This is a genomic window from Streptomyces sp. A3M-1-3 (assembly GCF_024213665.1).
GTDB lineage: Bacteria > Actinomycetota > Actinomycetes > Streptomycetales > Streptomycetaceae > Streptomyces.
The window spans coordinates 103927-128298 of record NZ_JANAVP010000005.1 but is presented as its reverse complement, the minus strand read 5'-3'; the positions used below and the strand labels follow the sequence as shown (position 1 = coordinate 128298).

At 69.6% G+C, this 24372-nt stretch carries 21 protein-coding genes and 6 tRNA genes; 15 read left to right on the top strand and 12 right to left on the bottom strand.

What is annotated here, in order from left to right; translation table 11 throughout:
- Positions 1–37: 37 nt before the first annotated feature.
- From NLX86_RS07565 to NLX86_RS07555, 3 genes are all read right to left on the bottom strand, one after another.
- Positions 38–110: transfer RNA gene (locus NLX86_RS07565), tRNA-Gly, on the bottom strand.
- 79 nt (positions 111–189) lie between these two features.
- Positions 190–261, bottom strand: a tRNA-Gly gene (locus NLX86_RS07560).
- Positions 262–351: 90 nt separating this feature from the next.
- The gene (locus tag NLX86_RS07555) at positions 352–669 is read right to left on the bottom strand and encodes an Lsr2 family protein (protein WP_254370818.1); all 318 of its coding nucleotides are present in this window, start codon (positions 667–669) and stop codon (positions 352–354) included.
- 272 nt (positions 670–941) lie between these two features.
- Here NLX86_RS07555 and purS point away from each other — a divergent pair, with 272 nt between their 5' ends.
- The 8 genes from purS (at position 942) to purM (ending at position 9883) form a co-directional block, all read left to right on the top strand.
- Positions 942–1187 (top strand): phosphoribosylformylglycinamidine synthase subunit PurS, encoded by a 246-nt coding sequence (gene purS / locus NLX86_RS07550; RefSeq protein ID WP_254370817.1) that lies wholly within the window; start codon positions 942–944, stop codon positions 1185–1187.
- On the top strand, positions 1184–1864 hold the full coding sequence (gene purQ / locus NLX86_RS07545) for a phosphoribosylformylglycinamidine synthase subunit PurQ (RefSeq protein ID WP_254370816.1): 681 nt from the start codon (positions 1184–1186) through the stop codon (positions 1862–1864). The genes purS and purQ overlap by 4 nt, the downstream gene beginning before the upstream one ends.
- Positions 1861–4110 (top strand): phosphoribosylformylglycinamidine synthase subunit PurL, encoded by a 2250-nt coding sequence (gene purL / locus NLX86_RS07540; RefSeq protein ID WP_254370815.1) that lies wholly within the window; start codon positions 1861–1863, stop codon positions 4108–4110. Before purQ ends, purL begins: the two co-directional genes overlap by 4 nt.
- A gap of 88 nt (positions 4111–4198) precedes the next feature.
- Positions 4199–5437 (top strand): hypothetical protein, encoded by a 1239-nt coding sequence (locus tag NLX86_RS07535; protein WP_254370814.1) that lies wholly within the window; start codon positions 4199–4201, stop codon positions 5435–5437.
- 17 nt (positions 5438–5454) lie between these two features.
- Positions 5455–6237 carry a maleylpyruvate isomerase family mycothiol-dependent enzyme gene (locus NLX86_RS07530; RefSeq protein ID WP_254370813.1) on the top strand — a complete coding sequence of 261 codons (783 nt, stop codon included), beginning with the start codon at positions 5455–5457 and terminating at the stop codon, positions 6235–6237.
- A gap of 73 nt (positions 6238–6310) precedes the next feature.
- Positions 6311–7129 carry an META domain-containing protein gene (locus tag NLX86_RS07525; RefSeq protein WP_254370812.1) on the top strand — a complete coding sequence of 273 codons (819 nt, stop codon included), beginning with the start codon at positions 6311–6313 and terminating at the stop codon, positions 7127–7129.
- A 119-nt stretch (positions 7130–7248) separates the two neighbouring features.
- A complete protein-coding gene (gene purF / locus NLX86_RS07520) occupies positions 7249–8766 on the top strand; it encodes an amidophosphoribosyltransferase (RefSeq protein WP_254370811.1) in 1518 nt (505 codons plus the stop codon).
- A 37-nt stretch (positions 8767–8803) separates the two neighbouring features.
- Positions 8804–9883 (top strand): phosphoribosylformylglycinamidine cyclo-ligase, encoded by a 1080-nt coding sequence (purM, locus tag NLX86_RS07515; RefSeq protein ID WP_254370810.1) that lies wholly within the window; start codon positions 8804–8806, stop codon positions 9881–9883.
- Positions 9884–9955: 72 nt separating this feature from the next.
- Here the strand turns inward: purM and NLX86_RS07510 are convergent, their stop codons facing one another.
- Positions 9956–10213 (bottom strand): DUF3073 domain-containing protein, encoded by a 258-nt coding sequence (locus NLX86_RS07510; RefSeq protein WP_254370809.1) that lies wholly within the window; start codon positions 10211–10213, stop codon positions 9956–9958.
- A 318-nt stretch (positions 10214–10531) separates the two neighbouring features.
- A complete protein-coding gene (locus NLX86_RS07505; RefSeq protein ID WP_308409554.1) occupies positions 10532–11626 on the bottom strand; it encodes a Glu/Leu/Phe/Val dehydrogenase dimerization domain-containing protein in 1095 nt (364 codons plus the stop codon).
- Between the two features lie 210 nt (positions 11627–11836).
- Between NLX86_RS07505 and NLX86_RS07500 the strand changes: the two genes are divergently transcribed.
- Complete coding sequence (locus NLX86_RS07500) at positions 11837–12664, top strand: hypothetical protein (RefSeq protein ID WP_254370807.1); 828 nt, start codon at positions 11837–11839, stop codon at positions 12662–12664.
- Positions 12665–13123: 459 nt separating this feature from the next.
- Positions 13124–13330: a developmental transcriptional regulator BldC gene (gene bldC, locus NLX86_RS07495; protein ID WP_003949541.1), complete on the top strand. Its 207-nt coding sequence runs from the start codon at positions 13124–13126 to the stop codon at positions 13328–13330.
- 324 nt (positions 13331–13654) lie between these two features.
- On the opposite strand, the gene NLX86_RS07490 is transcribed toward bldC, so the two are convergent.
- The 7 genes from NLX86_RS07490 to NLX86_RS07460 all read right to left on the bottom strand — a co-directional run bounded on the left by NLX86_RS07490 (position 13655) and on the right by NLX86_RS07460 (position 20209).
- Positions 13655–13876, bottom strand: coding sequence for a DUF6274 family protein (locus tag NLX86_RS07490; protein WP_254370806.1), 222 nt, complete (start codon positions 13874–13876; stop codon positions 13655–13657).
- Positions 13877–14160: 284 nt separating this feature from the next.
- Positions 14161–14235 (bottom strand) — tRNA-Asp (locus NLX86_RS07485).
- A gap of 92 nt (positions 14236–14327) precedes the next feature.
- Positions 14328–18248, bottom strand: a complete 3921-nt coding sequence (gene hrpA, locus NLX86_RS07480; RefSeq protein ID WP_254370805.1) for an ATP-dependent RNA helicase HrpA — start codon at positions 18246–18248, stop codon at positions 14328–14330.
- A gap of 101 nt (positions 18249–18349) precedes the next feature.
- Positions 18350–18423 (bottom strand) — tRNA-Phe (locus NLX86_RS07475).
- Positions 18424–18445: 22 nt separating this feature from the next.
- A tRNA-Asp gene (locus tag NLX86_RS07470) sits at positions 18446–18520 on the bottom strand.
- 37 nt (positions 18521–18557) lie between these two features.
- Positions 18558–18630: transfer RNA gene (locus tag NLX86_RS07465), tRNA-Glu, on the bottom strand.
- A 205-nt stretch (positions 18631–18835) separates the two neighbouring features.
- Positions 18836–20209, bottom strand: a complete 1374-nt coding sequence (locus NLX86_RS07460) for a metallophosphoesterase (RefSeq protein WP_254370959.1) — start codon at positions 20207–20209, stop codon at positions 18836–18838.
- Between the two features lie 208 nt (positions 20210–20417).
- Here NLX86_RS07460 and NLX86_RS07455 point away from each other — a divergent pair, with 208 nt between their 5' ends.
- The 5 genes from NLX86_RS07455 to NLX86_RS07435 form a co-directional block, all read left to right on the top strand.
- Positions 20418–20768, top strand: coding sequence for a metallopeptidase family protein (locus NLX86_RS07455; protein WP_254370804.1), 351 nt, complete (start codon positions 20418–20420; stop codon positions 20766–20768).
- Positions 20765–21259, top strand: coding sequence for a CrcB family protein (locus tag NLX86_RS07450; protein ID WP_254370803.1), 495 nt, complete (start codon positions 20765–20767; stop codon positions 21257–21259). Before NLX86_RS07455 ends, NLX86_RS07450 begins: the two co-directional genes overlap by 4 nt.
- Entirely contained in the window at positions 21256–21618 is a 363-nt protein-coding gene (locus NLX86_RS07445; RefSeq protein ID WP_254370802.1) for a CrcB family protein, read from the top strand. Before NLX86_RS07450 ends, NLX86_RS07445 begins: the two co-directional genes overlap by 4 nt.
- Before the next feature lie 99 nt (positions 21619–21717).
- Positions 21718–22242: a hypothetical protein gene (locus NLX86_RS07440; protein ID WP_254370801.1), complete on the top strand. Its 525-nt coding sequence runs from the start codon at positions 21718–21720 to the stop codon at positions 22240–22242.
- 197 nt (positions 22243–22439) lie between these two features.
- A partial coding sequence (locus NLX86_RS07435) for a DEAD/DEAH box helicase (RefSeq protein WP_254370800.1) occupies positions 22440–24372 on the top strand: 1933 nt, incomplete at its 3' end.

The window sequence follows — 24372 nt, the reverse complement described above, 5'->3', positions numbered from 1 at the left end:
AGGCCCCGGTCGCAATGACCGGGGCCTTCTCCTCTTGAGCGGACGACGAGATTCGAACTCGCGACCCTCACCTTGGCAAGGTGATGCTCTACCAACTGAGCCACGTCCGCATACTCCCCACCAGCTCTCACTGGTCGGTGCGAACACCACTCTACCTGATCCACCCAGGTGGACGGTAAGGCGATGCAGAGCGGGTGACAGGAATTGCACACTGCGCCTTCCCCCTGGAAGGGGGATGTTCTGCTACTGAACTACACCCGCATGACTCCCGCGAGGTCCGGCCCTTCGGCCTCGCCCCTCGGCGTGCTCCAGACTCTAGCCGACCGGCGGGGGTGCAATGCAAGTCGGTTCTCAGTGGGCCGCGTTGTAGGCCTCGTAGACCGCCTTCGGGATCCGGCCGCGCGGGGGCACGTCGAACTGGTTCGAGCGGGCCCAGGCGCGGACCACCGCCGGGTCCGGCGCGAGCGCGGTGTGCTTGTACGCCTTCCCGGACCGGGACTGCCTGCGGCCGGCCTCGACGTAGGGCGCGAGGCTCTTGCGCAGTTTCTTTGCATTGGAGAGATTGAGGTCGATCTCGTACGACTTCCCGTCGAGGCCGAAGACAACCGTTTCCGCCGCTTCTCCGCCATCGATGTCGTCGGAGAGCGTGACTACTACGCGCTGCGCCACGGATATCGGTCCCTTCGATGCGACCTCACCGCGCTGACGTGCGGCGATGTCGACTGTATGGCTGTTTCGGATCAATCCGTCTTTTCTGCGGATTCCTTTGTACAGCTAAAACCATTGCCTGGTGAAGCCCATTTAATTACGCCAGCGTGTCCCCTCGCAATCGGGGCCGGGTGAATTTTTTCTGACGCCGGCCTGGATATCTACCCGCGTAGATTTTTGGGCCGGGTACTCTGAAGGAACCGCCTTCGCACCAAACCACCACGGGAGTGCCAGTGGCACGCGTCGTAGTCGACGTCATGCTCAAGCCGGAGATCCTCGACCCCCAGGGCCAGGCGGTGCAGCGTGCACTGCCGCGCCTGGGCTTCGAGGGAATCGCCGACGTCCGCCAGGGGAAGCGCTTCGAGCTCGAGGTGGAGGGACCGGTCGACGAGACCGCCCTCGCCCGCATCCACGAGATGGCCGAAACGTTCCTCGCCAACACCGTCATCGAAGACTTCGTCGTCAAGGTGGAGTCGTGACCGCGCGCATCGGCGTCGTCACCTTCCCCGGCACGCTCGACGACCGGGACAGCCTTCGTGCCGTCCGTATCGCGGGCGCCGAGCCCGTCTCGCTGTGGCACCGCGACAAGGACCTCAAGCAGGTCGACGCGGTCGTCCTGGCCGGCGGCTTCTCCTACGGTGACTACCTGCGCGCCGGGGCCATCTCCCGCTTCTCGCCGGTGATGGAGACGATCATCGAGCAGGCCAGGGGCGGTATGCCGGTCCTCGGCATCTGCAACGGCTTCCAGGTGCTGACCGAGTCGCACCTGCTACCCGGCGCGATGCTCCGCAACAACCACCTGCACTTCATCTGCCGCGACCAGAAGCTGCGGGTGGAGACGGCCGGAACCGCCTGGACCGCCGACTACTCGGCCGGCCAGGAGATCTCCGTACCGCTCAAGAACATCGACGGCCGGTACGTCGCCGACGAGCGCGTCCTCGACGAGCTCGAGGCCGAGGGCCGGGTCGCCTTCCGCTACCTGGACGGCAATCCCAACGGCTCGCTGCGTGACATCGCCGGCATCACCAACGCGGCGGGCAACATCGTCGGCCTCATGCCGCACCCCGAGCACGCCGTCGAGCCGCTGGTCGGTACGGGCCGTACCGACGGCCTCGGATTCTTCACCTCGATCCTGAAGAAGCTGGTCAACGCATGACTCTGGACACCGTCAAGCACGCCGACGAGACCCCCGGCGTCGAGCAGCCCTGGTCCGAGCTCGGCCTCAAGGAGGACGAGTACGCGCGCATCCGGGAGATCCTCGGCCGCCGCCCGACCGGCGCCGAGCTGGCCATGTACTCCGTGATGTGGTCCGAGCACTGCTCGTACAAGAGCAGCAAGGTCCATCTCGCCCAGTTCAGCGAGAAGAAGCCGCAGAGCGACGCCATGCTCGTCGGCATCGGCGAGAACGCCGGTGTCGTCGACGTCGGCCAGGGATACGCGGTCACCTTCAAGGTGGAGTCGCACAACCACCCCTCGTACATCGAGCCCTACCAGGGCGCGGCCACCGGCGTCGGCGGCATCGTCCGCGACATCCTCGCCATGGGCGCCCGCCCGGTCGCCGTCGTCGACCCACTGCGCTTCGGCGCGGCCGACCACCCCGACACCAAGCGCGTCCTGCCGGGCGTCGTCGCGGGTATCGGCGGCTACGGCAACTGCCTGGGCCTGCCGAACATCGGCGGCGAGGTCGTCTTCGACGAGTGTTACCAGGGCAACCCGCTGGTCAACGCCGGCTGCATCGGCGTGATGAAGCACGAGGACATTCACCTCGCCAAGGCCTCGGGCCCGGGCAACAAGGTCATCCTGTACGGCGCCCGCACGGGCGGCGACGGCATCGGCGGCGTCTCCGTGCTGGCCTCCGAGACGTTCGACTCGACCGGCCCGGCCAAGCGTCCGGCGGTCCAGGTCGGCGATCCCTTCCAGGAGAAGCTCCTCATCGAGTGCACCCTGGAGATCTTCAAGGAGGACCTGGTCGCCGGCATCCAGGACCTCGGCGGCGCGGGTCTGTCCTGCGCCACCTCCGAGCTGGCGAGCGCCGGCTCCGGCGGTATGCGCGTCGAGCTCGACACCGTCCCGCTGCGTGACGCGACCCTCTCGCCCGAGGAAATCCTCATGAGCGAGTCGCAGGAACGCATGTGCGCGATCGTCGAGCCGGACAAGGTCGACCGGTTCATGGAGATCTGCGAGAAGTGGGACGTCATCGCCACCGTCATCGGTGAGGTGACCGAGGGCGAGCGCCTGGAGATCTTCTGGCACGGCGAGCAGATCGTGGACGTACCGCCGCGGTCCGTGGCGCACGAGGGCCCGACGTACCACCGTCCGTACGCCCGCCCCGAGTGGCAGGACGCCCTCCAGGCCGACGACGCCAACAAGCTCCCGCGCCCGGCGACCTCCGCGGAACTGCGCGAGCAGGTCCTCGCCCTGGTCGGCTCCCCGAACCAGGCCGCCAAGTCCTGGATCACCGACCAGTACGACCGCTTCGTGCAGGGCAACACGGTGCTGGCCCAGCCCGAGGATGCGGGCATGATCCGGATCGACGAGGCGTCGAACCTGGGTGTGGCCATGGCGACCGACGGCAACGGCCGGTACGCGAAGCTCGACCCGTACACGGGTGCGCAGCTCGCGCTCGCCGAGTCGTACCGCAATGTGGCCGCCTCCGGTGCCAAGCCGCTCGCCATCTCCGACTGCCTGAACTTCGGCTCGCCCGAGGACCCGGCCGTCATGTGGCAGTTCGCCGAGGCCTGCCGCGGTCTCGCGGACGGCTGCCTGGAGCTGGGCACGCCGGTCACCGGCGGCAACGTCTCGCTGTACAACCAGACAGGCGAGACCGCGATCCACCCGACGCCGGTCGTGGCCGTGCTCGGGGTCATCGACGACGTCAACCGCCGTACGCCGATCGCGTTCGCGGAGGAGGGCCAGCTGCTGTACCTCCTCGGTGACACACACGAGGAGCTCGGCGGTTCGGCCTGGTCCCAGGTCGTGCACAACCACCTCGGCGGGCTGCCGCCCAAGGTGGACCTGGGCCGCGAGAAGCTCCTTGCCGACATCCTGATCTCGGCCTCTCGCGACGGCATGGCCGACGCGGCGCACGACCTGTCGGACGGTGGCGTGATCCAGGCGGTGACCGAGTCCTGCCTGCGCGGCGGTAAGGGCGCGCGCCTGGTCGTCCCGGAAGGGCTGGACCCGTTCGTGTTCCTCTTCTCCGAGTCGGCGGGCCGGGCGATCGTCGCCGTCCCGCGCAGCGAGGAGCTCCGCTTCACCGACATGTGCGGCGCGCGCGGCCTGCCCGCGACGCGGATCGGTGTCGTGGACGGCGAGGAGATCGAGGTCCAGGGCGAGTTCAGCATCCCGCTGAGCGAGCTGCGTACCGCGCACGAGGAGACCATCCCCGGGCTGTTCGCATAAGCCGCCTAGGCCAGACCTAAGCGGTTGTAGCGATTCCGTGCCCCCGCAGCTCTTCGGAACTGCGGGGGCACGTCCGCATACTGACGCCGTGACCGAACACGTCAAGTACCTGCCCGACGCCGCGATACCCCAGGGGGGCGCCCCGGCCTGGGACATCGCCGACGCCGAGCGCTGGCTCAAAGCCTGCACTCCCGCCCTCTTCGCCCCGGTCGCCGGCGGCTGGGTCCTCGCGCCCCTGGTCCTCGCCGCGGCCGTCCTGCTCGGCTGGAACGCACCCGAAGCCGCCCTGCTCGGCACCACCTGGCGCGGCTATCCCGAAGCCGTCCTCCTGGTCACCCTGCCCCTCTGGTTCCGCTTCCTGCCCGCCGCGGTCCTGGTCTCCGCGCCCGTGCTCGGACTGTTCACGGTCCTCTCCCTGCACGAACTCGACGCCTCCGACAGCGCGGGCCGGGCCGGCGTGTGGCTGGTCGCCGCGCTCTCCGCGTGGGCGTTCACCGGCGCCCTGCTGCGCCTGCGGTCCCGCCGCCGCCAGCGCGAACTGGCCCTCGCCGCGGCCGGGAAGGCCCGCAGCCCGCTCCCGGAGAAGCTCCCCGAAGGCCATCGCCGCCGAGGCCGGTGGCTGATCCTGGCCGGGGACGGGCTGTGTCTCGCCGCCGCCGCGCTGCTTCTCTGGGGCCTCGTCCAGGATCTGCGGGCGCACCACACCCCCGACCCGTACGACGCCACCGGCCAGCAGGTCTTCGCCATGCTGCTGCTCATCCCCGGCACCCCGCTGCTCGGCCGTGGCATCACGGCACGCCTCGCCGCCCGGCGGCTGCACACCGGGCCGCAGCCCGTGCTGCGGGTCGGCCTCCGCGCCGACGCCCTGTGCCACATCTGGCTGTACCCGGACGCCCGTACCGTCACCGGGCGGCCGCTGATCGCGTACCGCGACCGGTTCGAGGACACCGAGGACCGGGTCAGGGTCCTCGTCGGCGGGGAGGAGGCGCGGCTGCGCTCCGAACACCACGACATCAACCAGTTCGGCGAGCCCTTCGAAGCGATCCTGTACGGCGTCCCCTGCGAAGGCGCCGAGCTCGTCCTCGAGTACGCCGCCTACGACAGCGGCAGCCTCATCGCCTCCTCCGTCACGGCAGTCCCGCTGCTCGCGGTCCGGCGCAACAGCCTCGGCCGGTGGAGCCCGGCCGGCACCTCCTACACCGTCCAGGAGCGCGAGAAGGCGGCGGCCCGCCGTGCCGATGCGTCCTCCGGCGGTTCGGGATGCGGCTCCAGCAGCAGTTGCAGCAGCTGCAGCAGTTGCGGCGGCGGCTGCGGGGGCGGCGACTGATCGGGCACACTCCCCGCATGGCACCCAAGACCAGGCGGTACGACTCCGCGAAGATCCGCGCCGCCGTGCTCGCCCAGTTCGGGCACGTACGGGAAGCGGCGGCCACCCTCACCCCCGACCAGCTCACACTCCCGACCCACCTCGGGGACTGGACGGTACGGGATCTGGCCGCGCACATCGCCTGGGTGATCGATTCCCTCGCCGACGCCATCGAGCGGCCCGCGCCCGTCAAGGCGGAGATCACCGCCGTGGAGTGGCCCTTCGAGACGGCCCGGCTGGCGCGGCGGATCTCCGAGGTCGCCAAGGAACTCTCCCTCGACGAGCCCTTGGAGGCGCAGTACGAGCGGTCCGCTGCCCGGCTCGCGGCGGCTCTGACGCAGACCCCTGCGACGCGGCCCCTGTCGCTGCGCGTCGGGGCGATGACGCTGGCCGACTTCATGGTCACCCGTACTGTCGAACTCGTCGTCCACACCGACGACTTGAACCGGGCCGCCGGGCTGGAGATCCCCTTCGACCGGCAGGCCCTGGCCACCTGCACCCGCCTCCTCGCCGATGCCCTCGCCCTGAGGGCGCCCGGCGCCTCGGTCGAGGTGCGCGTCCCGCCGTACGCGGTCGTGCAGTGCGTGGAGGGGCCGCGGCACACCCGCGGGACCCCGCCGAATGTTATCGAGACCGACCCGCTCACTTGGATCCGGCTCGCCACCGGACGTACGGGATGGCAGGAGGCGGTCGGGGCCGCGGCCGTCAGCGCGAGCGGCGAACGCGCGGACCTGTCCGGGCTGCTGCCGATCCTCGGCTGATCATGAAACCGGGCGGACGGGATGGAACCAGAAACCCCACCCGCACCGTCCCAGTGCCATGCAGAAGCTCCGTATGACCACCGCTGTCCTGGCCCTCCTCACGCTCACCGCCTGCGGCACGGAAACCGGTGCCGGTGGCGGAGGCGGTTCCTCCGTCGACACGGCCCTGCCCGTCACCGGGGTCAAGTGGAACGTCGACAGCCTGACCGTGAACGGCAAGCAGGCGAAGGCCCCGGCCGGCGCCCATGTCGAGATCGACGCCAAGGGCCGCGCCTCCGGCAACTTCGGCTGCAACCAGTTCGGCGCCGATGTCACGGTCAAGGGCGACTCGATCACGGTCGGTGCCGGCCAGTCCACGGAGATCGGCTGCGAGAAGGAGCTGCAGAACTTCGAGACGGCGCTGTCGCGTGCCTTCGCCGGGGAGCTGAAGGCGAAGCTCGCGGGCGACAAGCTCACGCTGACGACCCAGCAGGGCGACACCATCGCGCTGACCTCGAAGCCCGAGAAGCCGGAGAAGCCCGCGCAGCTGATAGGCCCCGAGTGGGCCGTCGACTCGCTCCTCGACGGCGGTACCGCCTCCTCCCTGCCCGCCGATGTCCTCGGCAAGGCGCAGCTCACCTTCGGCAAGGACGGGACCGTCCGCGGCAACCTCGGCTGCAACAACGTCTCCGGCAAGGCGACCGTCGACGGTTCGACGATCACCTTCGGCACCCTCGCGACCACGCGGAGGATGTGCCCGGGCCCGGTGATGGAGACCGAGCGGGCCCTCCATCACGTCCTGGAGGGCAAGGCGACGTACAAGATCGACGGACACACCCTGTCCCTCACCGCCGCAGACGGCAAGGGACTGGGCGCGACCGCGATCGAGGCGGAGCCGAGGCCGAAGAAGTAGCCGCGTACGGCAGGAGCTTTGGCGGCTGGAACGCTACCGTCTGTGCGGCCCGGACAACGGTGCGTACCACCGGAGTCCCCAATTCGGACCAGTGGTCGATCTCGCCTACACTCGGACGCGTGCCTCGTGGTGATGGACGACTCAACCACGACCTGCTCCCCGGTGAGAAGGGCCCCCAGGACGCTTGCGGCGTCTTCGGTGTCTGGGCTCCGGGCGAAGAGGTCGCCAAGCTCACCTATTTCGGACTGTATGCCCTGCAGCACCGTGGACAGGAGTCCGCGGGCATCGCAGTGAGCAACGGGTCCCAGATCCTGGTTTTCAAGGACATGGGCCTGGTCTCACAAGTCTTCGACGAAACATCCCTCGGCTCTCTCCAGGGCCACATCGCGGTCGGTCATGCCCGCTACTCCACCACCGGAGCCTCGGTGTGGGAGAACGCGCAGCCCACCTTCCGCGCGACTGCCCACGGCTCGATCGCCCTGGGTCACAACGGCAACCTGGTGAACACCGCCGAGCTGGCCGGAATGGTCGCCGACCTGCCCCGCCAGGACGGCCGGGCCACCCAGGTCGCGGCGACCAACGACACCGATCTGGTGACCGCACTGCTCGCGGGCCAGGTCGATGACGACGGCAAGCCGCTCACCATCGAGGAAGCGGCCACCAAGGTCCTCCCCGAGGTGAAGGGCGCCTTCTCCCTCGTCTTCATGGACGAGCACACGCTGTACGCCGCCCGTGACCCGCAGGGCATCCGCCCGCTGGTCCTCGGCCGGCTGGAGCGCGGCTGGGTGGTCGCGAGCGAGACCGCCGCCCTCGACATCTGCGGCGCCAGTTTCGTCCGCGAGGTCGAGCCGGGCGAGCTGATCGCCATTGACGAGAACGGTCTGCGCACCTCTCGCTTCGCGGAAGCGAAGCCCAAGGGCTGTGTCTTCGAGTACGTCTACCTGGCTCGCCCGGACACCGACATCGCCGGCCGGAACGTCTACCTCTCCCGGGTGGAAATGGGCCGCAGGCTGGCCAAGGAAGCCCCGGTCGACGCCGACCTGGTGATACCGACGCCGGAGTCGGGTACGCCCGCGGCGGTCGGCTACGCGGAGGCCAGCGGGATTCCGTACGGCTCCGGACTGGTCAAGAACGCCTACGTGGGCCGGACCTTCATCCAGCCCTCGCAGACGATCCGGCAGCTCGGCATCCGCCTCAAGCTCAACCCGCTCAAGGAAGTCATCCGCGGCAAGCGCCTGGTGGTCGTCGACGACTCGATCGTCCGCGGCAACACCCAGCGTGCCCTGGTCAAGATGCTCCGCGAGGCGGGCGCCGCCGAGGTCCACATCCGGATCTCCTCCCCGCCGGTGAAGTGGCCCTGTTTCTTCGGCATAGACTTCGCCACCCGCGCCGAGCTGATCGCCAACGGCATGTCGATCGACGAGATCGGCAAGTCCCTGGGCGCCGACTCCCTCTCGTACATCTCCCTCGACGGCATGATCGAGGCGACCACGATCGCCAAGCCGAACCTCTGCCGCGCCTGCTTCGACGGCGAGTACCCGATGGAGCTGCCCGACCCCGAGCTGCTGGGCAAGCAGCTTCTGGAGACCGAGCTGGCGGGTGGCACGGATGCCGCCGACGCGCTCCGTCGTCCGTGATCAAGGCTCCGTTCAACCAACCCGAAAGATCCCAGGAATGTCTGAGACCGGTGCTTCCTACGCGGCTGCGGGCGTCGACATCGAGGCGGGCGACCGTGCCGTCGAGCTCATGAAGGAGTGGGTGAAGAAGACGCAGCGCCCCGAGGTTCTCGGCGGCCTCGGCGGCTTCGCCGGCCTCTTCGACGCCTCAGCCCTCAAGCGCTACGAGCGTCCGCTGCTCGCCTCCGCCACCGACGGCGTCGGTACGAAGGTCGACCTCGCCCGCAAGATGGGCGTGTACGACAGCATCGGCCACGACCTCGTCGGCATGGTCGTCGACGATCTGGTCGTCTGCGGCGCCGAGCCGCTGTTCATGACCGACTACATCTGCGTCGGCAAGGTCCACCCCGAGCGCGTCGCCGCGATCGTCAAGGGCATCGCCGAGGGCTGTGTACTGGCCGGCTGCGCCCTGGTCGGCGGCGAGACGGCCGAGCACCCGGGCCTGCTGGGCCCGGACGACTTCGACGTCGCCGGGGCCGGTACGGGCGTGGTGGAGGCCGATCAGCTTCTCGGCGCGGACCGTATCCGTACGGGTGACGCGGTGATCGCGATGGCGTCCTCCGGTCTTCACTCGAACGGGTACTCGCTGGTCAGGCATGTCGTCTTCGACCGGGCCGGCTGGGCGCTGGACCGCGAGGTCGCGGAGTTCGGCCGTACGCTCGGCGAGGAGCTGCTGGAGCCCACCAAGATCTACTCGCTGGACTGCCTGGCCCTGACCCGTACGACCGAGGTGCACGCCTTCTCGCACATCACCGGCGGCGGCCTGGCCAGCAACCTGGCCCGGGTGATCCCGGACCACCTGCACGCCACCGTGGACCGCTCCACCTGGACCCCGGGTGCGGTCTTCGACCTGGTCGGCAAGGCCGGTCAGGTCGAGCGGCTGGAGCTGGAGAAGACCCTCAACATGGGTGTCGGCATGATCGCCGTGGTCCCCGAGGAGTCGGTGGACGTGGCGCTCACCACCCTGGCCGACCGCGGCGTGGACGCCTGGGTGGCCGGCGCCATCGTTGATCGACACAGCACCGAGCGCGGCGAGCACACCTCGGGCGCCACCCTCACGGGGGACTACGCGAAGTAAGCCCCGCGGGGCAGCACAGAACCCGGTCCGGGGCGAGCCCCGGACCGGGTCAGGTGATGAAGATATGCAGAGTCAAGCGCCGCGACGCTGCGATGACGGACCGGACTCCTCGGCGGAGTCGTCGTCATCGTCATCGTTGTACAGATCCGCGTACTGGGCGTACGGGTCGTCTTCCTCGTCGTCGTCCTCGAACGGCTCGCCGTTAGGCGGCTGGTTCGAAGTCGAAGCGCCCAGCTCGTTGGCCAGACGCGAGAGGTCAGTCCCGCCGCTGTTGTACTTCAGCTGGCGGGCGACCTTTGTCTGCTTGGCCTTGGCCCGGCCGCGCCCCATGGCTCGACCCCCTCGGTGACGGGGCTCGACGGCCCCAGAGTCTTGACACGCGTTCATGAGTCGGAACGGACTCTCGGGGAGAGACCGGTCCGTAGGGCTTCAACGGTACCTGCTTCCGCGGCCATACGGTACGCCGCCCGCATGACGTGCCTCGCTGCAGGACCAGCGAGACGCCCCGTACTCGCTGGTCAGCTGCGATTTTAACCTCTTCTTGAGGGTCGACCCGCCGAAGGGCAGTGAGCCATCTCTCGCCGGCCTCCGGCGGGTCCCCTCAGCGGGCCTCATCGGGCCCTCATCAGGCCCTCATGCGGCGTTACGTCAGCGCGCCGCGCGGGCGTCGGCCATCCGCTGTTCGGCGATCCGGTCGGCCGCCGCGGCCGGCGGAATGCCGTCCGTCTTCGCGCGAGCGAATATGGCCAGAGTGGTGTCGAAGATCTTCGCGGCCTTCGCCTTGCACCGGTCGAAGTCGAAGCCGTGCAGCTCGTCCGCGACCTGGATCACACCGCCGGCGTTCACCACGTAGTCCGGGGCGTAGAGGATCCCGCGGTCCGCGAGGTCCTTCTCCACGCCCGGGTGGGCGAGCTGGTTGTTGGCCGCACCGCAGACCACCGTGGCGGTGAGCGCCGGGACGCTGGTGTCGTTCAGGGCGCCGCCGAGCGCGCACGGGGCGTAGATGTCGAGCCCCTCGGTGCGGATCAGCGCGTCGGTGTCCGCAACCGCCATGACGGCCGGGTTGCCCGGGTGCCTGTCGAGGATCCGTTGCACCGACTCGGCCCGTACGTCCGTGATCACGACCTCGGCGCCGTCCGCGAGCAGGTGCTCGACGAGGTGGTGGCCGACCTTGCCGACGCCCGCGACGCCGACCTTGCGGCCGCGCAGGGTCGGGTCGCCCCACAGGTGCTGGGCGCTCGCGCGCATGCCCTGGAAGACGCCGAAGGCGGTCAGGACGGAGGAGTCGCCCGCGCCGCCGTTCTCGGGGGAGCGGCCGGTCGCCCAGCGGGTCTCGCGGGCGACGACGTCCATGTCCGCGACATACGTACCGACGTCGCACGCGGTCACGTAACGGCCACCGAGGGAGTCCACGAACCGGCCGTAGGCGAGCAGCAGCGCCTCACTCTTGAGCGTGTCCGGGTCGCCGATGATCACGGCCTTGCCGCCACCGTGGTCGAGCCCGGCCATGGCGTTCTTGTACGACATGCCGCGGGCGAGGTTGAGCGCGTCCAGGACGGCCTCCTCGTCGGAGGCGTACGCGTGGAAGCGGGTGCCGCCGAGGGCAGGGCCCAGGGCGGTCGAGTGGATGGCGATAACGGCCTTGAGGCCGCTGGCACGGTCCTGGCAGAGCACGACTTGTTCGTGGCCCCCCTGCTCCGATCGGAACAGGGTGTGCAGGACGCCGTCGGTTACGTCGGTCACGGTGGTGACTCCCATGTAAGAGAAGCGGCGGAGACGCCCTCCCTGCGGGTGGGGGAGAGCCGGTGGGCAAGAGAGTAAGTCCTGCGGGGCCGGACCAGGGAGGCAGTGCCGAGGATCACCCCCTCCCGGAGTACGGGCATGGGACGATTTACAGCATTCCGTATGGGTAGGGCAACGGGGCAATTCAGCGGCACCGGCGAGGGAGTACGCGTGACCAAGGCGTCGGCGTTGATCGTCCCGTACGCGTCCTATCTGCGCGTGTACGAGCCGCTGGCCGCCTTCCCCGAGCCCGAGCGAAGGCATTGGGAGCACTACGCCACCCGTGCGACGACCCCCACGTATCAGGACGAACTCCGCCGCTCGCTGGCGGACTTGCTGCCCACGCCGCCGGTCCCGGTGCCCGTGCACGAGAGCGCCGACGCCTTCACCGCGACGGCGAACGGGGTCCTGGTCGTCTGCCCCTGGCGGACCCGGCTGCGCGGCTGGCAGGCCCTGGAGGAGCTGGTGGCGGACTTTCCCGCCCCGGTGCTGGACGTGGCGCTGCCGCCGGTCGTGCGCCGGCAGGCGGCCGCGGACTACGAGCGGTGGCGGGAGCGGAACCCGGACGCGCGCCCGTGGATCCGGGGCGCGGTGTGGCAGGTGCCGGTGCGCTGGTTCGCGCTCTTCTCGGACGACGAGCGCGAGTACGAGCAGGGGGAGCGGCTGCGCTACCGGACGCCCATGGTGCAGGCCAGGCGGCGGGTGGCGCGCGCGCTGAAGGTGCTGCGGGATGTGACCGAGGAGGGCCCGCTGATCGACGGCCTGGTGGACGTGGGGGCCTGGCTGGAGGAATTCCACCCGCGCTCCCTGGTCGAGCTCGACTACGGCGGCCTGGTCCATGCCCTCCCGGAGGCCCAGCTCGCCGCGGACCGGTCCGCGGCCGACCTGGCCGAGGGGATCGCCGCCCTGCGGGACGGAGACGACGCCGGCGCGGACGAGGCGTACGGGCGGCTCAGCGAACGCTGGCGGTCCGTACGGGAACGGCTCTTCGCGAACTGATCCCTCGCGGACCGGGGGACCTGCATCCCGATCCGGGCCTTTGTGTCAAGCGTGACGGACAGCACTTACTGGGCTCTTGCGCCGTTCCCCTACCCTCGTGCCAAAATAGGACAAGGAGTCCGGGGGAGGACTCATCCACCCAACTTTGGGGGGATTGCTCGGTATTGCACTCTATGGGGGGTCTTGTGATCCCTGGTCGCTCTGTGACTGATCGTCACAGGGGTGTGACTGTCCGTTATGGCATGGTCCATCGGCTTCCGCCGCTGATGAACACCTGAGAGGGCAATTCCATCGGTTTGGCCGACGTGGCTGGACGGATGGTGTAGTTGTAGTGCCGAGGACAAGCCGTTCGTCCTATAACCGACTCGGCCCGCGTCTGCCATTTCGGGCAACGCGGGTCAAGGTGCAGAATTTAGAGGAAAGAACCGTGATGGTTCGGTTCTCCCGAGGAGGCCGCTCATGACCGCTCGCACCCCTGATGCCGAGCCGCTGCTGACCCCGGCTGAGGTTGCCACGATGTTCCGCGTGGACCCGAAGACGGTGACCCGCTGGGCCAAGGCAGGCAAGCTCACGTCCATCCGCACGCTTGGTGGACACCGGCGTTATCGCGAGGCTGAGGTCCGCGCACTGCTTGCGGGTATCCCGCAGCAGCGCAGCGAGGCCTGAGTAACAGCAACACCTTGAAACACCCTGTTACACCCCCGTTTTGCCGGGCATTCTCCGGGTCCCCCAATCCGGTGCCGCCCACCTAGCTCCATACGACCGGCCCCTGCCCCAACAGGTGCCTCACCCTCGCTGTGCGGGTGCGTTGTCGTCGATCGCGCTGGACTCCGCCGGGTCCAGCGCGATCTTTTTTGTGCCCGCCGGCAGGGCCGCCCGAAGGTGCAATGGCACATATTAAATTGACTGGGTGTAAGGAGGGGCTAAGTTGACCACTTCTGAAAACTCGTTAGGTGACACCCGTCACATCCCTTGACGCTTGCCAAGTGGTCACGCGGGCGGGGGAGTTTCGTCCTCGGAGGCGTCGATGGCGGCATCGACGGAGGCCGCGGCCGGCTCTCGGGAGCGGCGTGGCGGGGAGGGCTCCATCGCGAGCCGCAGCAGCTGGTGGCAGATCGGACAGTGGCGCGTGAGGTGCCGGTAGCCCGACGCGGCTGCCAGATGGGCGCGGAGCAGTGCTCGTGTCTCGTGCCTCGCTGCTGACGCGGCCATTGCGCCACCTCCCCGCTTCCCCGTCCCTTCTGGGTACCGGGGGCAGTTGAAGCCGTCAAGACGCCCAGACAGCAACGAAGGCCCGGATCCAGTGGATCCGGGCCTTCAACAGCGGCAGAGCCCGCATCCGGTGGGGATGCGGGCTCTGGCATTCAAGCGGTCCTGACGGGATTTGCTGTATCCGATGGCGGCTGCGCCGCGTGGCGCGGCCTCCGGGGCGTGTCCTGGGGGGCGAACAGCGGCAGAGCCCGCATCCGGTGGGGATGCGGGCTCTGACATTCAAGCGGTCCTGACGGGATTTGAACCCGCGGCCTCCACCTTGACAGGGTGGCGAGCACTCCAAACTGCTCCACAGGACCAGGTTTCACAGCCTCAGATGTGCGTTGGCTGCGAGAGAGACTGTACAGCAGGTCGTGGGGTGCGGTCGAACCGATGCCGACCGCGTCCCGGGTCACGGCGCGGCGGCGTCGATCGCCTTCACGATGCGCTTGTCGGAGACCGGGAAGGCCGTGCCCAGCGCGTGCGCGAAGTAGCTCACGCGCAGCTCCTCGATCATCCAGCGGATGTCCAGGACCTCCTGAGGGACCGGCCTGCCCTGCGGCATCTGCTCCAGCAGCCAGGCGTACTCGTCCTGCATCTCATGCACCTTCTCCATACGCGTGGTGTCGCGCTGGACGCCGGACGGCATCTGCTGGAGCCGGCGGTCCGCCGCGACGAGATAGCGCATCAGGTCGGGCAGCCGGCGCAGGCCGGTCTTCGTCACGAAGCCCGCCGGTACGAGCCGCGCCAGGTGGTCCCGTACGTCGGTGAGGTTTGCCAGCAGCGCCGGGCTCGACGTGGCCTTCAGGCGGCGCTCACACGCCTGCCAGGCGGCCAGGATCTGCTGGACCTGGTTCACGGTCCGTACGGTCGTGTCGACGAGATCGGCGCGGACCTTGTCGTACAGCTTGCGGAACGATTCCTCGTCCCACGCCGGGCCCCCGTGCTCGGCGACCAGCCGGTCGGCCGCGGCCATGGCGCAGTCGTCGAAGAGCGCCTGGACCGAGCCGTGCGGATTGCGGGACAGGGCCAGCTTCTGCTGGTTGCTGAGCTTGTCCGAGGCGAACTTGGCCGGGTTGACGGGGATGTTCAGCAGGATCAGCTTCCGGGTGCCCCGCCACATCGCCTGCTGCTGCTCGGCCTCGGTGTCGAAGAGCCGTACGGAGACGGTCTCGCCCGCGTCGACGAGTGCCGGGTACGCCTTGACCGGCTGGCCGGCCCGCCGGGTCTCAAAGGTGCGGGAGAGGGCGCCGATCGTCCAGTCGGTGAGGCCCGTGCGTTCGACGGACTCGCCCGACGGGCCCGCGGAAGCCGCGGCGGCCTTGGAGAGGGCCTGCCTGGCCTTCGGCTTGAGAGCGAGGCGGAGGGCTTCGAGGTCCTTGTCCTCGGCCAGCTTGCGGCGACGCTCGTCGATGATCCGGAACGTGATCTTCAGGTGGTCCGGTACCCGGGAGAGGTCGAAGTCCTCCGCCGCCACCGGGACGCCGACCATCTGCTTCAGCTCACGGGAGAGCGTCAACGGCAGCGGCTCCTGTAGCGGGACCGCACGGTCGAGGAACGCCTTGGCGTAGTTCGGGGCCGGGACGTAGTGCCGGCGGATCGGCTTCGGCAGCGAGCGGATCAGCTCGGTGACGACCTCCTCGCGCAGGCCCGGGATCTGCCAGTCGAACCCCTCGGAGGTGACCTGGTTCAGTACCTGGAGCGGGATGTGGACGGTCACACCGTCGGCGTCCGCGCCCGGCTCGAACTGGTACGTCACCCGGAACTTGAGCTGCCCCTGCCGCCACGAGTCCGGATAGTCGTCCTTCGTGACGCCCGCGGCCTTCTCGGTGATGAGCATCGACCGCTCGAAGTCGAGCAGTTCGGGCTCGTCGCGCTTCTGGTGCTTCCACCAGGAGTCGAAGTGCGCGCCGGACACGACGTGTTCGGGAATGCGCTGGTCGTAGAAGTCGAAGAGCGTCTCGTCGTCCACGAGGATGTCGCGGCGCCGGGCCCGGTGCTCCAGCTCCTCGACCTCGGTGAGGAGTCTGCGGTTGTCGGCGAAGAACTTGTGGTGCGTACGCCAGTCGCCCTCGACCAGTGCGCTGCGGATGAAGAGGTCGCGGCTCGACGCGGCGTCGATCCGGCCGTAGTTGATCTTGCGCTGGGCGACGATCGGTACCCCGTAAAGCGTGACCTTCTCGTACGCCATCACGGCCGCCCGGTCCTTCTCCCAGTGCGGCTCGCTGTACGTGCGCTTGATCAGATGCTGTGCGAGCGGCTCGACCCACTCCGGCTCGATCTTCGCGTTGACCCGGGCCCACAGGCGGGACGTCTCGACGAGCTCGGCGGACATGAGGAAGCGCGGCTGCCTCTTGAAGAGGGCGGACCCGGGGAAGATCGCGAACTTGGCGCTGCGCGCGCCCAGGTACTCGTTCTTGTCGGTGTCCTTGAGGCCGATGTGCGAGAGCAGACCGGCGAGGAGGGAGGTGTGGACGGCCTGTTCGGGAGCGTCCTGTTCGCTCAGATGGATGCCCATCGTCTTGGCGACCGAGCGCAGCTGGGCGTAGATGTCCTGCCACTCGCGGATGCGCAGGAAGTTGAGGTACTCCTGCTTGCACATCCGGCGGAAGGACGACGAGCCCCGCTCCTTCTGCTGCTCGCGGATGTACCGCCAGAGGTTGAGGAAGGCGAGGAAGTCGCTGGTCTCGTCGCGGAAGCGGGCGTGCTGCTGGTCCGCCTGCTGCTGCTTGTCGGACGGGCGCTCGCGCGGGTCCTGGATCGAGAGCGCGGCCGCGATGACCATGACCTCGCGGACACAGCTGTTGCGGTCGGCTTCGATGACCATACGGGCGAGGCGCGGGTCGACGGGGAGCTGGGCGAGCTTGCGGCCGAGGTCCGTGAGCCGCTTCTTCGGATCCTTCTCCGTAGGGTCGAGCGCGCCCAGTTCCTGGAGGAGCTGGACACCGTCGCGGATGTTCCGGTGGTCCGGCGGGTCGATGAAGGGGAACTTCTCGATCTCGCCGAGGCCGGCCGCGGTCATCTGGAGGATGACGGAGGCCAGGTTCGTCCGGAGGATCTCCGCGTCCGTGAACTCCGGGCGGCTGAGGAAGTCGTCCTCGGAGTACAGCCGGATGCAGATGCCGTCGGAGGTACGGCCGCAGCGGCCCTTGCGCTGGTTGGCGCTGGCCTGCGAGATCCGCTCGATGGGCAGCCGCTGGACCTTGGTGCGGTGGCTGTAGCGGGAGATCCGGGCGGTGCCCGGGTCGATCACGTACTTGATGCCCGGGACGGTGAGGGAGGTCTCGGCGACGTTCGTGGCGAGGACGATCCGGCGGCCGCTGTGTTGCTGGAAGACCCGGTGCTGCTCGGCGTGCGAGAGGCGGGCGTAGAGGGGGAGGACTTCCGTGAACCTGAGGTTCCTCTTGTTGAGCGCGTCCGCCGTGTCGCGGATCTCCCGCTCCCCGGAGAGGAAGACCAGGATGTCGCCGGGTCCGGCGGACTGGAGCTCGTCGACGGCGTCGCAGATCGCGGTGATCTGGTCGCGGTCCGACTCCTCGCTGTCCTCCTCCAGGAGCGGGCGGTAGCGGACCTCGACCGGATACGTACGGCCGCTGACCTCGACGATCGGTGCCTCGCCGAAGTGGCGGGAGAAGCGCTCCGGGTCGATCGTCGCGGAGGTGATCACGACCTTGAGGTCGGGACGCCTGGGCAGCAGCTGGGCCAGATAGCCCAGCAGGAAGTCGATGTTGAGGGACCGCTCGTGGGCCTCGTCGATGATGATCGTGTCGTACGCGCGCAGCTCGCGGTCCGTCTGGATCTCCGCGAGGAGGATGCCGTCCGTCATCAGCTTGACGAAGGTGGAGTCCTGGTTGACCTGGTCGGTGAACCGGACCTTCCAGCCGACCGCCTCGCCCAGCGGAGTCTTCAGCTCGTCGGCGATGCGTTCGGCGACCGTGCGGGCGGCGATCCGGCGGGGCTGGGTGTGCCCGATCATGCCCTTCACACCGCGGCCCAGGTCCATACAGATCTTGGGGATCTGCGTGGTCTTGCCGGACCCGGTCTCGCCCGCGACGATCACGACCTGGTGGTCGCGTATCGCCTCGGCGATGTCGTCCTTCCGCTGGCTGACCGGCAGCGACTCGGGGTATGTGACCACAGGCTTACGGGCAGCCCGCAGGGCCACCCGCTGCGCGGACTTCTCCGCCTCGACGGAGATCTCGTCCAGCACGGCCTGGCGGGCCTCGGGCTTGCGGATGCGGCGGGCGCCCTCGAGGCGCCGGCCGAGCCGGTGGGCGTCGCGGAGCGACAGCTCTTCGAGGACGGTCTGCAGGGCTGCGAAGGAAGTAGACATACCTGATTCAGGATCTCACCCGGCGGAACCGGGTGGCGAACCCATTTCCGGTGCGGGGGGAACGCGAAAGGCCCCGTCCGGGGAGGGGGCCTTTCGAACAGTGGCTGGGGCCGGGGTCGAACCGGCGACCTATCGCTTTTCAGGCGATCGCTCGTACCAACTGAGCTACCCAGCCACGCAGCTCTCACGAGCCGCAGCGGTCCTGACGGGATTTGAACCCGCGGCCTCCACCTTGACAGGGTGGCGAGCACTCCAAACTGCTCCACAGGACCAAGCTTGTGCGGGACTAGTCTCGCACATGGTGTTGCGTGCCCCCAACGGGATTCGAACCCGTGCTACCGCCTTGAAAGGGCGGCGTCCTGGGCCACTAGACGATGAGGGCTAATCTAACCGGTAATTCTGCTTCTCTGCTCGCCCCGCGCGCGGGGACGTGAGAAGCATGTGACTCCGCTTTCCCCGAAGGGTTCCGCTTCTCCTTGGCCCCTCGCGGGGTTCGGGACGGTCAAGCCCTGACCGCTGCCCTTGGGCACGACGAGACTGTACTACGGCATTTGGGCCTCGACCAAACCGAATAGACGCGAGGCCGCTCAGGGTCGGTTCTCGTCCGGGAGGAGGCGGCTGACCTCGGCTGTTGTCAGGCCCAGGCCGCCCAGCGTGATCTCGTCCCAGGCCTGCAGCCGTTTGGTGGAGCGGTCCAGATAGAGCACCGAGGTCCGCACCTTCTCCGGTTCCTTGTTCTGCAGCGCGCGCAGTCCCCCGCCGCCCGTCGAGCCCTCGATCTTCAGCCGGGTGCCGAACTTCATGACCTCGTCCTCGCGGTGGTGCACATGCCCCGCGAGGACGAGCGGGACCGCGCCGTCGGTCTCGCGGGCCGCGACCGGGTTGTGCGCGACCGCGATGTCCACCGGGGTCCCGGCCGCCTTCTGGTCGCGCAGCGCGGAGGCCAGGCGCAGGCCCGCCATCCGCTCGGCCGGGTCGCCCTGGGCCTTGACCGTGCGGTCCGGGGTGAACTGCGGGTCGCCGGTGCCGGCCACCCGCAGTCCGGCGACCGTGACGGCCCGGCCGTCGTCGAGCACGTGCACGTTCTTGAGCTTGGAGAGGTACGCCTGGGTGGCGCGCGAGTCGTGGTTGCCGCGGACCCAGACGTAGGGCGCGCCGAGGTCGGCGACGGGGTCGAGGAAGGCGTTCTCGGCGGCGCTGCCGTGGTCCATGGTGTCGCCGGAGTCGATGATCACGTCGATGTCGTACTGCTCGACGAGCGAGCCGATGATGTGCCAGGAGGCGGGGTTGAGGTGGATGTCGGAGACGTGCAGGACGCGCATCGTGGCCGGGTCCGGCTGGTAGGCGGGCAGGGTCGAAGTCACTTCGTACAGCTTGGTCACATTGGTCACCAGACGCGCCAACTCCTGCTGGTACACGTCGAATTCGGTGACGATGCTGCGCGCGTTGCCGACCACGGACGGGGCACCGGCCAGCAGCCCGGAGAACTTGGGCTCCAGGACCGACTTCGGGTTCCAGGTGGCGAACGCGGTCGCGCCGGAGGCCGCCAGCAGGGCGAGGGCGAGGCCGCCGGCGGCGAGCGCGGGGCGCGGGCGGCGGTAGACGGCCAGCCCGAGCGCGGTCGCTCCCGAGACGACGGCGACACAGGAACGTACGGCCAGGTCGACCGTGCCGCGGCCGACATCGCGGACGATCTCGTCCTGGAGGCCGGAGATCCGCTCCGGATGCTCGACCAGGGCCGCGGAACGGGCCGGGTCGAGCCGGTCGACATCCACGTCCAGACGGATCGGGGCGGCATGGGAGCGCAGTTCCAGGGCGCCCAGCGGAGACACGTTGATCTTGGTGCCGCCGGAGACGGAGGGGCGCAGGGTCATGTTCGTGTCGACGGGGCCCACGGGCGTACGGACGCTGCCGACGATCAGCAGGCCCAGCCAGGCGCCCAGCAGGACGACGGACGCCATGCCCAGCGCCCGGGCGTAGGGGGACGGTGTGCGGGTCAGGACGGCGGTCGGGGCGGGCTTGCGTACGCGGCCGGTCGCGCGGGCGGTCGCGCGGTCGAACCAGGCACGGAGCCGGCGGTACGGGGCCAGGGCCATGGGGTGCCGTATGCCCGCCGGGCGGGGCGGACATGCGCCCCGACTCGGTCGTGAAATGCGTGACAATGGCCGCGTGCTGGAAATGACGCGTGAGGAGTTCGAGGAGCTTGTCGCCGAGGCTCTGGACCGGATCCCGCCCGAACTGACGCGACTGATGGACAACGTCGCGGTGTTCGTGGAGGACGAGGCCCCGACGGACGATCCCGAGCTGCTCGGGTTGTACGAGGGAACGCCGCTGACGGACCGCGGGGAGTGGTACGCCGGCGTGCTGCCGGACCGGATCACCATCTACCGGGGGCCGACGCTGCGGATGTGCGAGTCCCGCGAGGACGTGGTGGCGGAGACCGAGATCACGGTCGTGCACGAGATCGCCCACCACTTCGGCATCGACGACGCGCGGCTGCACGCGCTGGGGTACGGATGAACTCCCCCGACCCCATCGTCCCCATCGGCGAGGCGATCGATCCGGATGTCGATCTGCATGTGCCCGCCCAGCGCGCGGAGACGGGCCACGGGAAGTGGTGGGTGCTCTCGGCGATCTCGGTGGGCGGGGCGGCGGGGGCGTCGGCGCGCTACGGGGTCTCGCTGCTGTGGCCCACGGCGGAGGGCGCCTTTCCGTGGGCGGTCTTCTGGGTCAACGTGACCGGCTGCGGGCTGATCGGCGTACTGATGGTGCTCGTCAGTGAGCACGGCCGGTCGGCGCATCCGCTCGTACGGCCGTTTCTGGGCGTCGGAGTGCTCGGCGGGTTCACGACCTTCTCGACGTACGCCGCGGACTTCACCGAGCTGCTGGAGCGCGGGGAGGCCGGCACCGCGTCGGCGTACGCGGGCGGGACGCTCGCGGGGGCGATGGCGGCGGTGTGGACGGCGGCCGCGGTGACCCGGGCCGCGCTGGGCAGGATGGCGCGCAAGTGAACTGGCTGCTGGTCGTGGCGGGAGCCGCCGTCGGGGCTCCGCTGCGCTATCTGACGGACCGTGCGGTGCAGGCGCGGCACGATTCGGTGTTCCCGTGGGGGACGTTGGCGGTGAACGCCGCCGGCAGCCTGGTGCTGGGGACGCTGACCGGGGCGGCGGTCTCGTCCGGTGCGTACGCCCTGCTGGGGACCGGGCTGTGCGGGGCGCTGACGACGTACTCGACCTTCTCGTACGAGACGCTGCGCCTGGCCGAGCTCGGCCGGAGGTTCCTCGCGGTGGCGAATGCGGCCGCCTCCGTCCTGGTGGCGCTGGGCGCCGTGGTGCTGGGAGGGGCGCTCGGCGAGGTGCTGCCGGGTTAGGGGATGTCTTCCGGACGGATGCGGCTCGCGCGTGTCCCTTACGGGGCAAAGGGAGTTGGGCACATTGACCCGCTCACCCGCGCCCCGGAGGTGCCGCCCGTGCGCCAGTTTTCCGTTCCTGTCCGACTGGCCGTCTCCGCGCTCGCGGTCGCGGCGTCCGCAGGCTGCATGAGTGTGAGCGACGACGCGGGGAAGCCGCCGCCCACCGCCCCGGCGGGCCGGCAGGGCGCCGCCGCCGAACCCGACGGCGGGGTGCCGGGTTCGGACTCCCGGGTACGTACGGACGACCGCGGCCCCAAGCCGGGCAAGGGCGGGAAGGACGGCCGGGACGACGCCGACGGGGCGTCGCCGAGCCCGAGCGGATCGGCGGGCCCGTCGGCGGGCGCGACCCCGAAGCCCGGCCGGCCGGATCCGGGGCCCCAGGAGCCCGTACCGACGGGGGACGGCACGCCCACCCATACGCCGGACCCGGAGCCGTCCCCGACCGAGCCGCCGCCGGTGACTCCGACTCCGGACCCCGAGCCGGAGCCTTCCACGACCCCGTCGACGCAGCCGGAGGCGGGCTCGGACCGGGCGGCGGCGCAGCGGGAGCCGCACGCATCTCCGCAGGTGGGACCGGCATAGCGGGGGCCGGTTTGCCAGGTGGGGGGAAGGGTGCGTATGGTTATAGATCGTTTGATCCCATTGCCCGGCGCCGTAAACAGAAGCGCGCCGCGTGGCGCGTACTCTCCCTTGCCGTGGCTGACCGCATTGAGGCGGTCGCATTTGCGATTCACGGAGTTTGGGCGCGTGCCGAGACTCCGGAAGGTTTCGCATTTCGCATGTCCATTTCCAGCACTGACCACACCGCCATGCCCGAGAACGGGTCCAACGAGTCCGTCGAGATCGTAGAGATCGTAGAGATCGTCGACGCCGTTGAGATCGTCGAGTCGGCTCCCGAGACCCCCGATGCCCCCGAGACCCCGTCGGTCACCTTCGGTGACCTGGGTCTGCCCGAGGGCATCGTCCGCAAGCTCGCGCAGAACGGCGTGACCACCCCCTTCCCGATCCAGGCCGCGACCATCCCGGACGCCCTGGCCGGCAAGGACATCCTCGGCCGCGGCCGCACCGGCTCCGGCAAGACCCTCTCCTTCGGTCTGCCGACGCTCGCCCTGCTGGCCGGCGGCCACACCGAGAAGAAGAAGCCCCGCGCGGTCATCCTCACCCCGACCCGCGAACTGGCGATGCAGGTCGCCGACGCCCTCCAGCCCTACGGCGACGTCCTCGGCCTGAAGATCAAGGTCGTCTGCGGCGGTACGTCCATGGGCAACCAGATCTACGCCCTCGAGCGCGGCGTCGACGTCCTCGTCGCCACCCCGGGCCGTCTGCGCGACATCATCAACCGCGGTGCCTGCTCCCTGGAGAACGTCCAGGTCGCGGTCCTCGACGAGGCCGACCAGATGTCCGACCTGGGCTTCCTGCCCGAGGTCACCGAGCTGCTCGACCAGGTGCCGGCCGGCGGCCAGCGCATGCTGTTCTCCGCCACCATGGAGAACGAGATCGGCACGCTCGTGCGCCGCTACCTCGTCGACCCGGTCAGCCACGAGGTCGACAGCGCCCAGGGCAACGTCACGACCATGACGCACCACGTCCTCGTCGTGAAGCCGAAGGACAAGGCGCCGGTCACGGCCGCCATCGCCGCCCGCAAGGGCCGCACGATCATCTTCGTCCGCACCCAGCTGGGCGCGGACCGTATCGCCGAGCAGCTGCGCGAGTCGGGCGTCAAGGCCGACGCGCTGCACGGCGGCATGACGCAGGGCGCGCGGACCCGCACGCTGGCCGACTTCAAGGACGGGTACGTCAACGCGCTCGTCGCCACCGACGTCGCCGCCCGCGGTATCCACGTCGACGGCATCGACCTGGTCCTGAACGTGGACCCGGCCGGTGACCACAAGGACTACCTGCACCGCTCGGGCCGTACCGCCCGTGCCGGCAAGTCCGGCGTCGTCGTCTCGCTGTCGCTTCCGCACCAGCGCCGCCAGATCTTCCGGCTGATGGAGGACGCGGGCGTCGACGCCTCGCGCCACATCGTCGGCGGTGCCGGCGCGTTCGACCCGGAGGTCGCCGAGATCACCGGTGCCCGTTCGCTGACCGAGGTCCAGGCCGACTCCGCGAACAACGCCGCCAAGCAGGCCGAGCGCGAGGTCCAGGACCTCACCAAGCAGCTCGAGCGCATCCAGCGCCGTGCCGTCGAACTCCGCGAGGAGGCCGACCGCCTGGTCGCCCGTGCCGCGCGCGAGCGGGGCGAGGACCCGGAGGCAGCCGTCGCCGAGGTGACGGAGGCCGCCGAGGCCGAGGTCGCGGCTGCCGCCGCGGCTTCCGTACCGGAGCAGCCGACGGCCGAGCGTCGGGACGAGCGGGGCAACTACGAGCGTCGCGGCCGGGACAACGACCGGGGCGGCTTCAACCGCGACCGTCGTGACGACCGTCGTGACGACCGGGGTGGCCGTTCGTTCGAGCGCCGCGACGACCGTCCCTCGGGCGGCTTCCGTCGCGACGACCGTCCGTCGGGTGGCTTCCGTCGTGACAACGACCGTCCGTCGGGTGGCTTCCGCCGCGACAACGACCGTCCGTCCGGTGGCTTCAACCGTGACGACCGCCCCTCCGGTGGCCGTTCCTTCGACCGCCGTGACAACGACCGTCCCTCGGGCGGCTTCCGTCGCGACGACCGTCCGTCGGGTGGCTTCCGTCGTGACAACGACCGTCCGTCGGGAC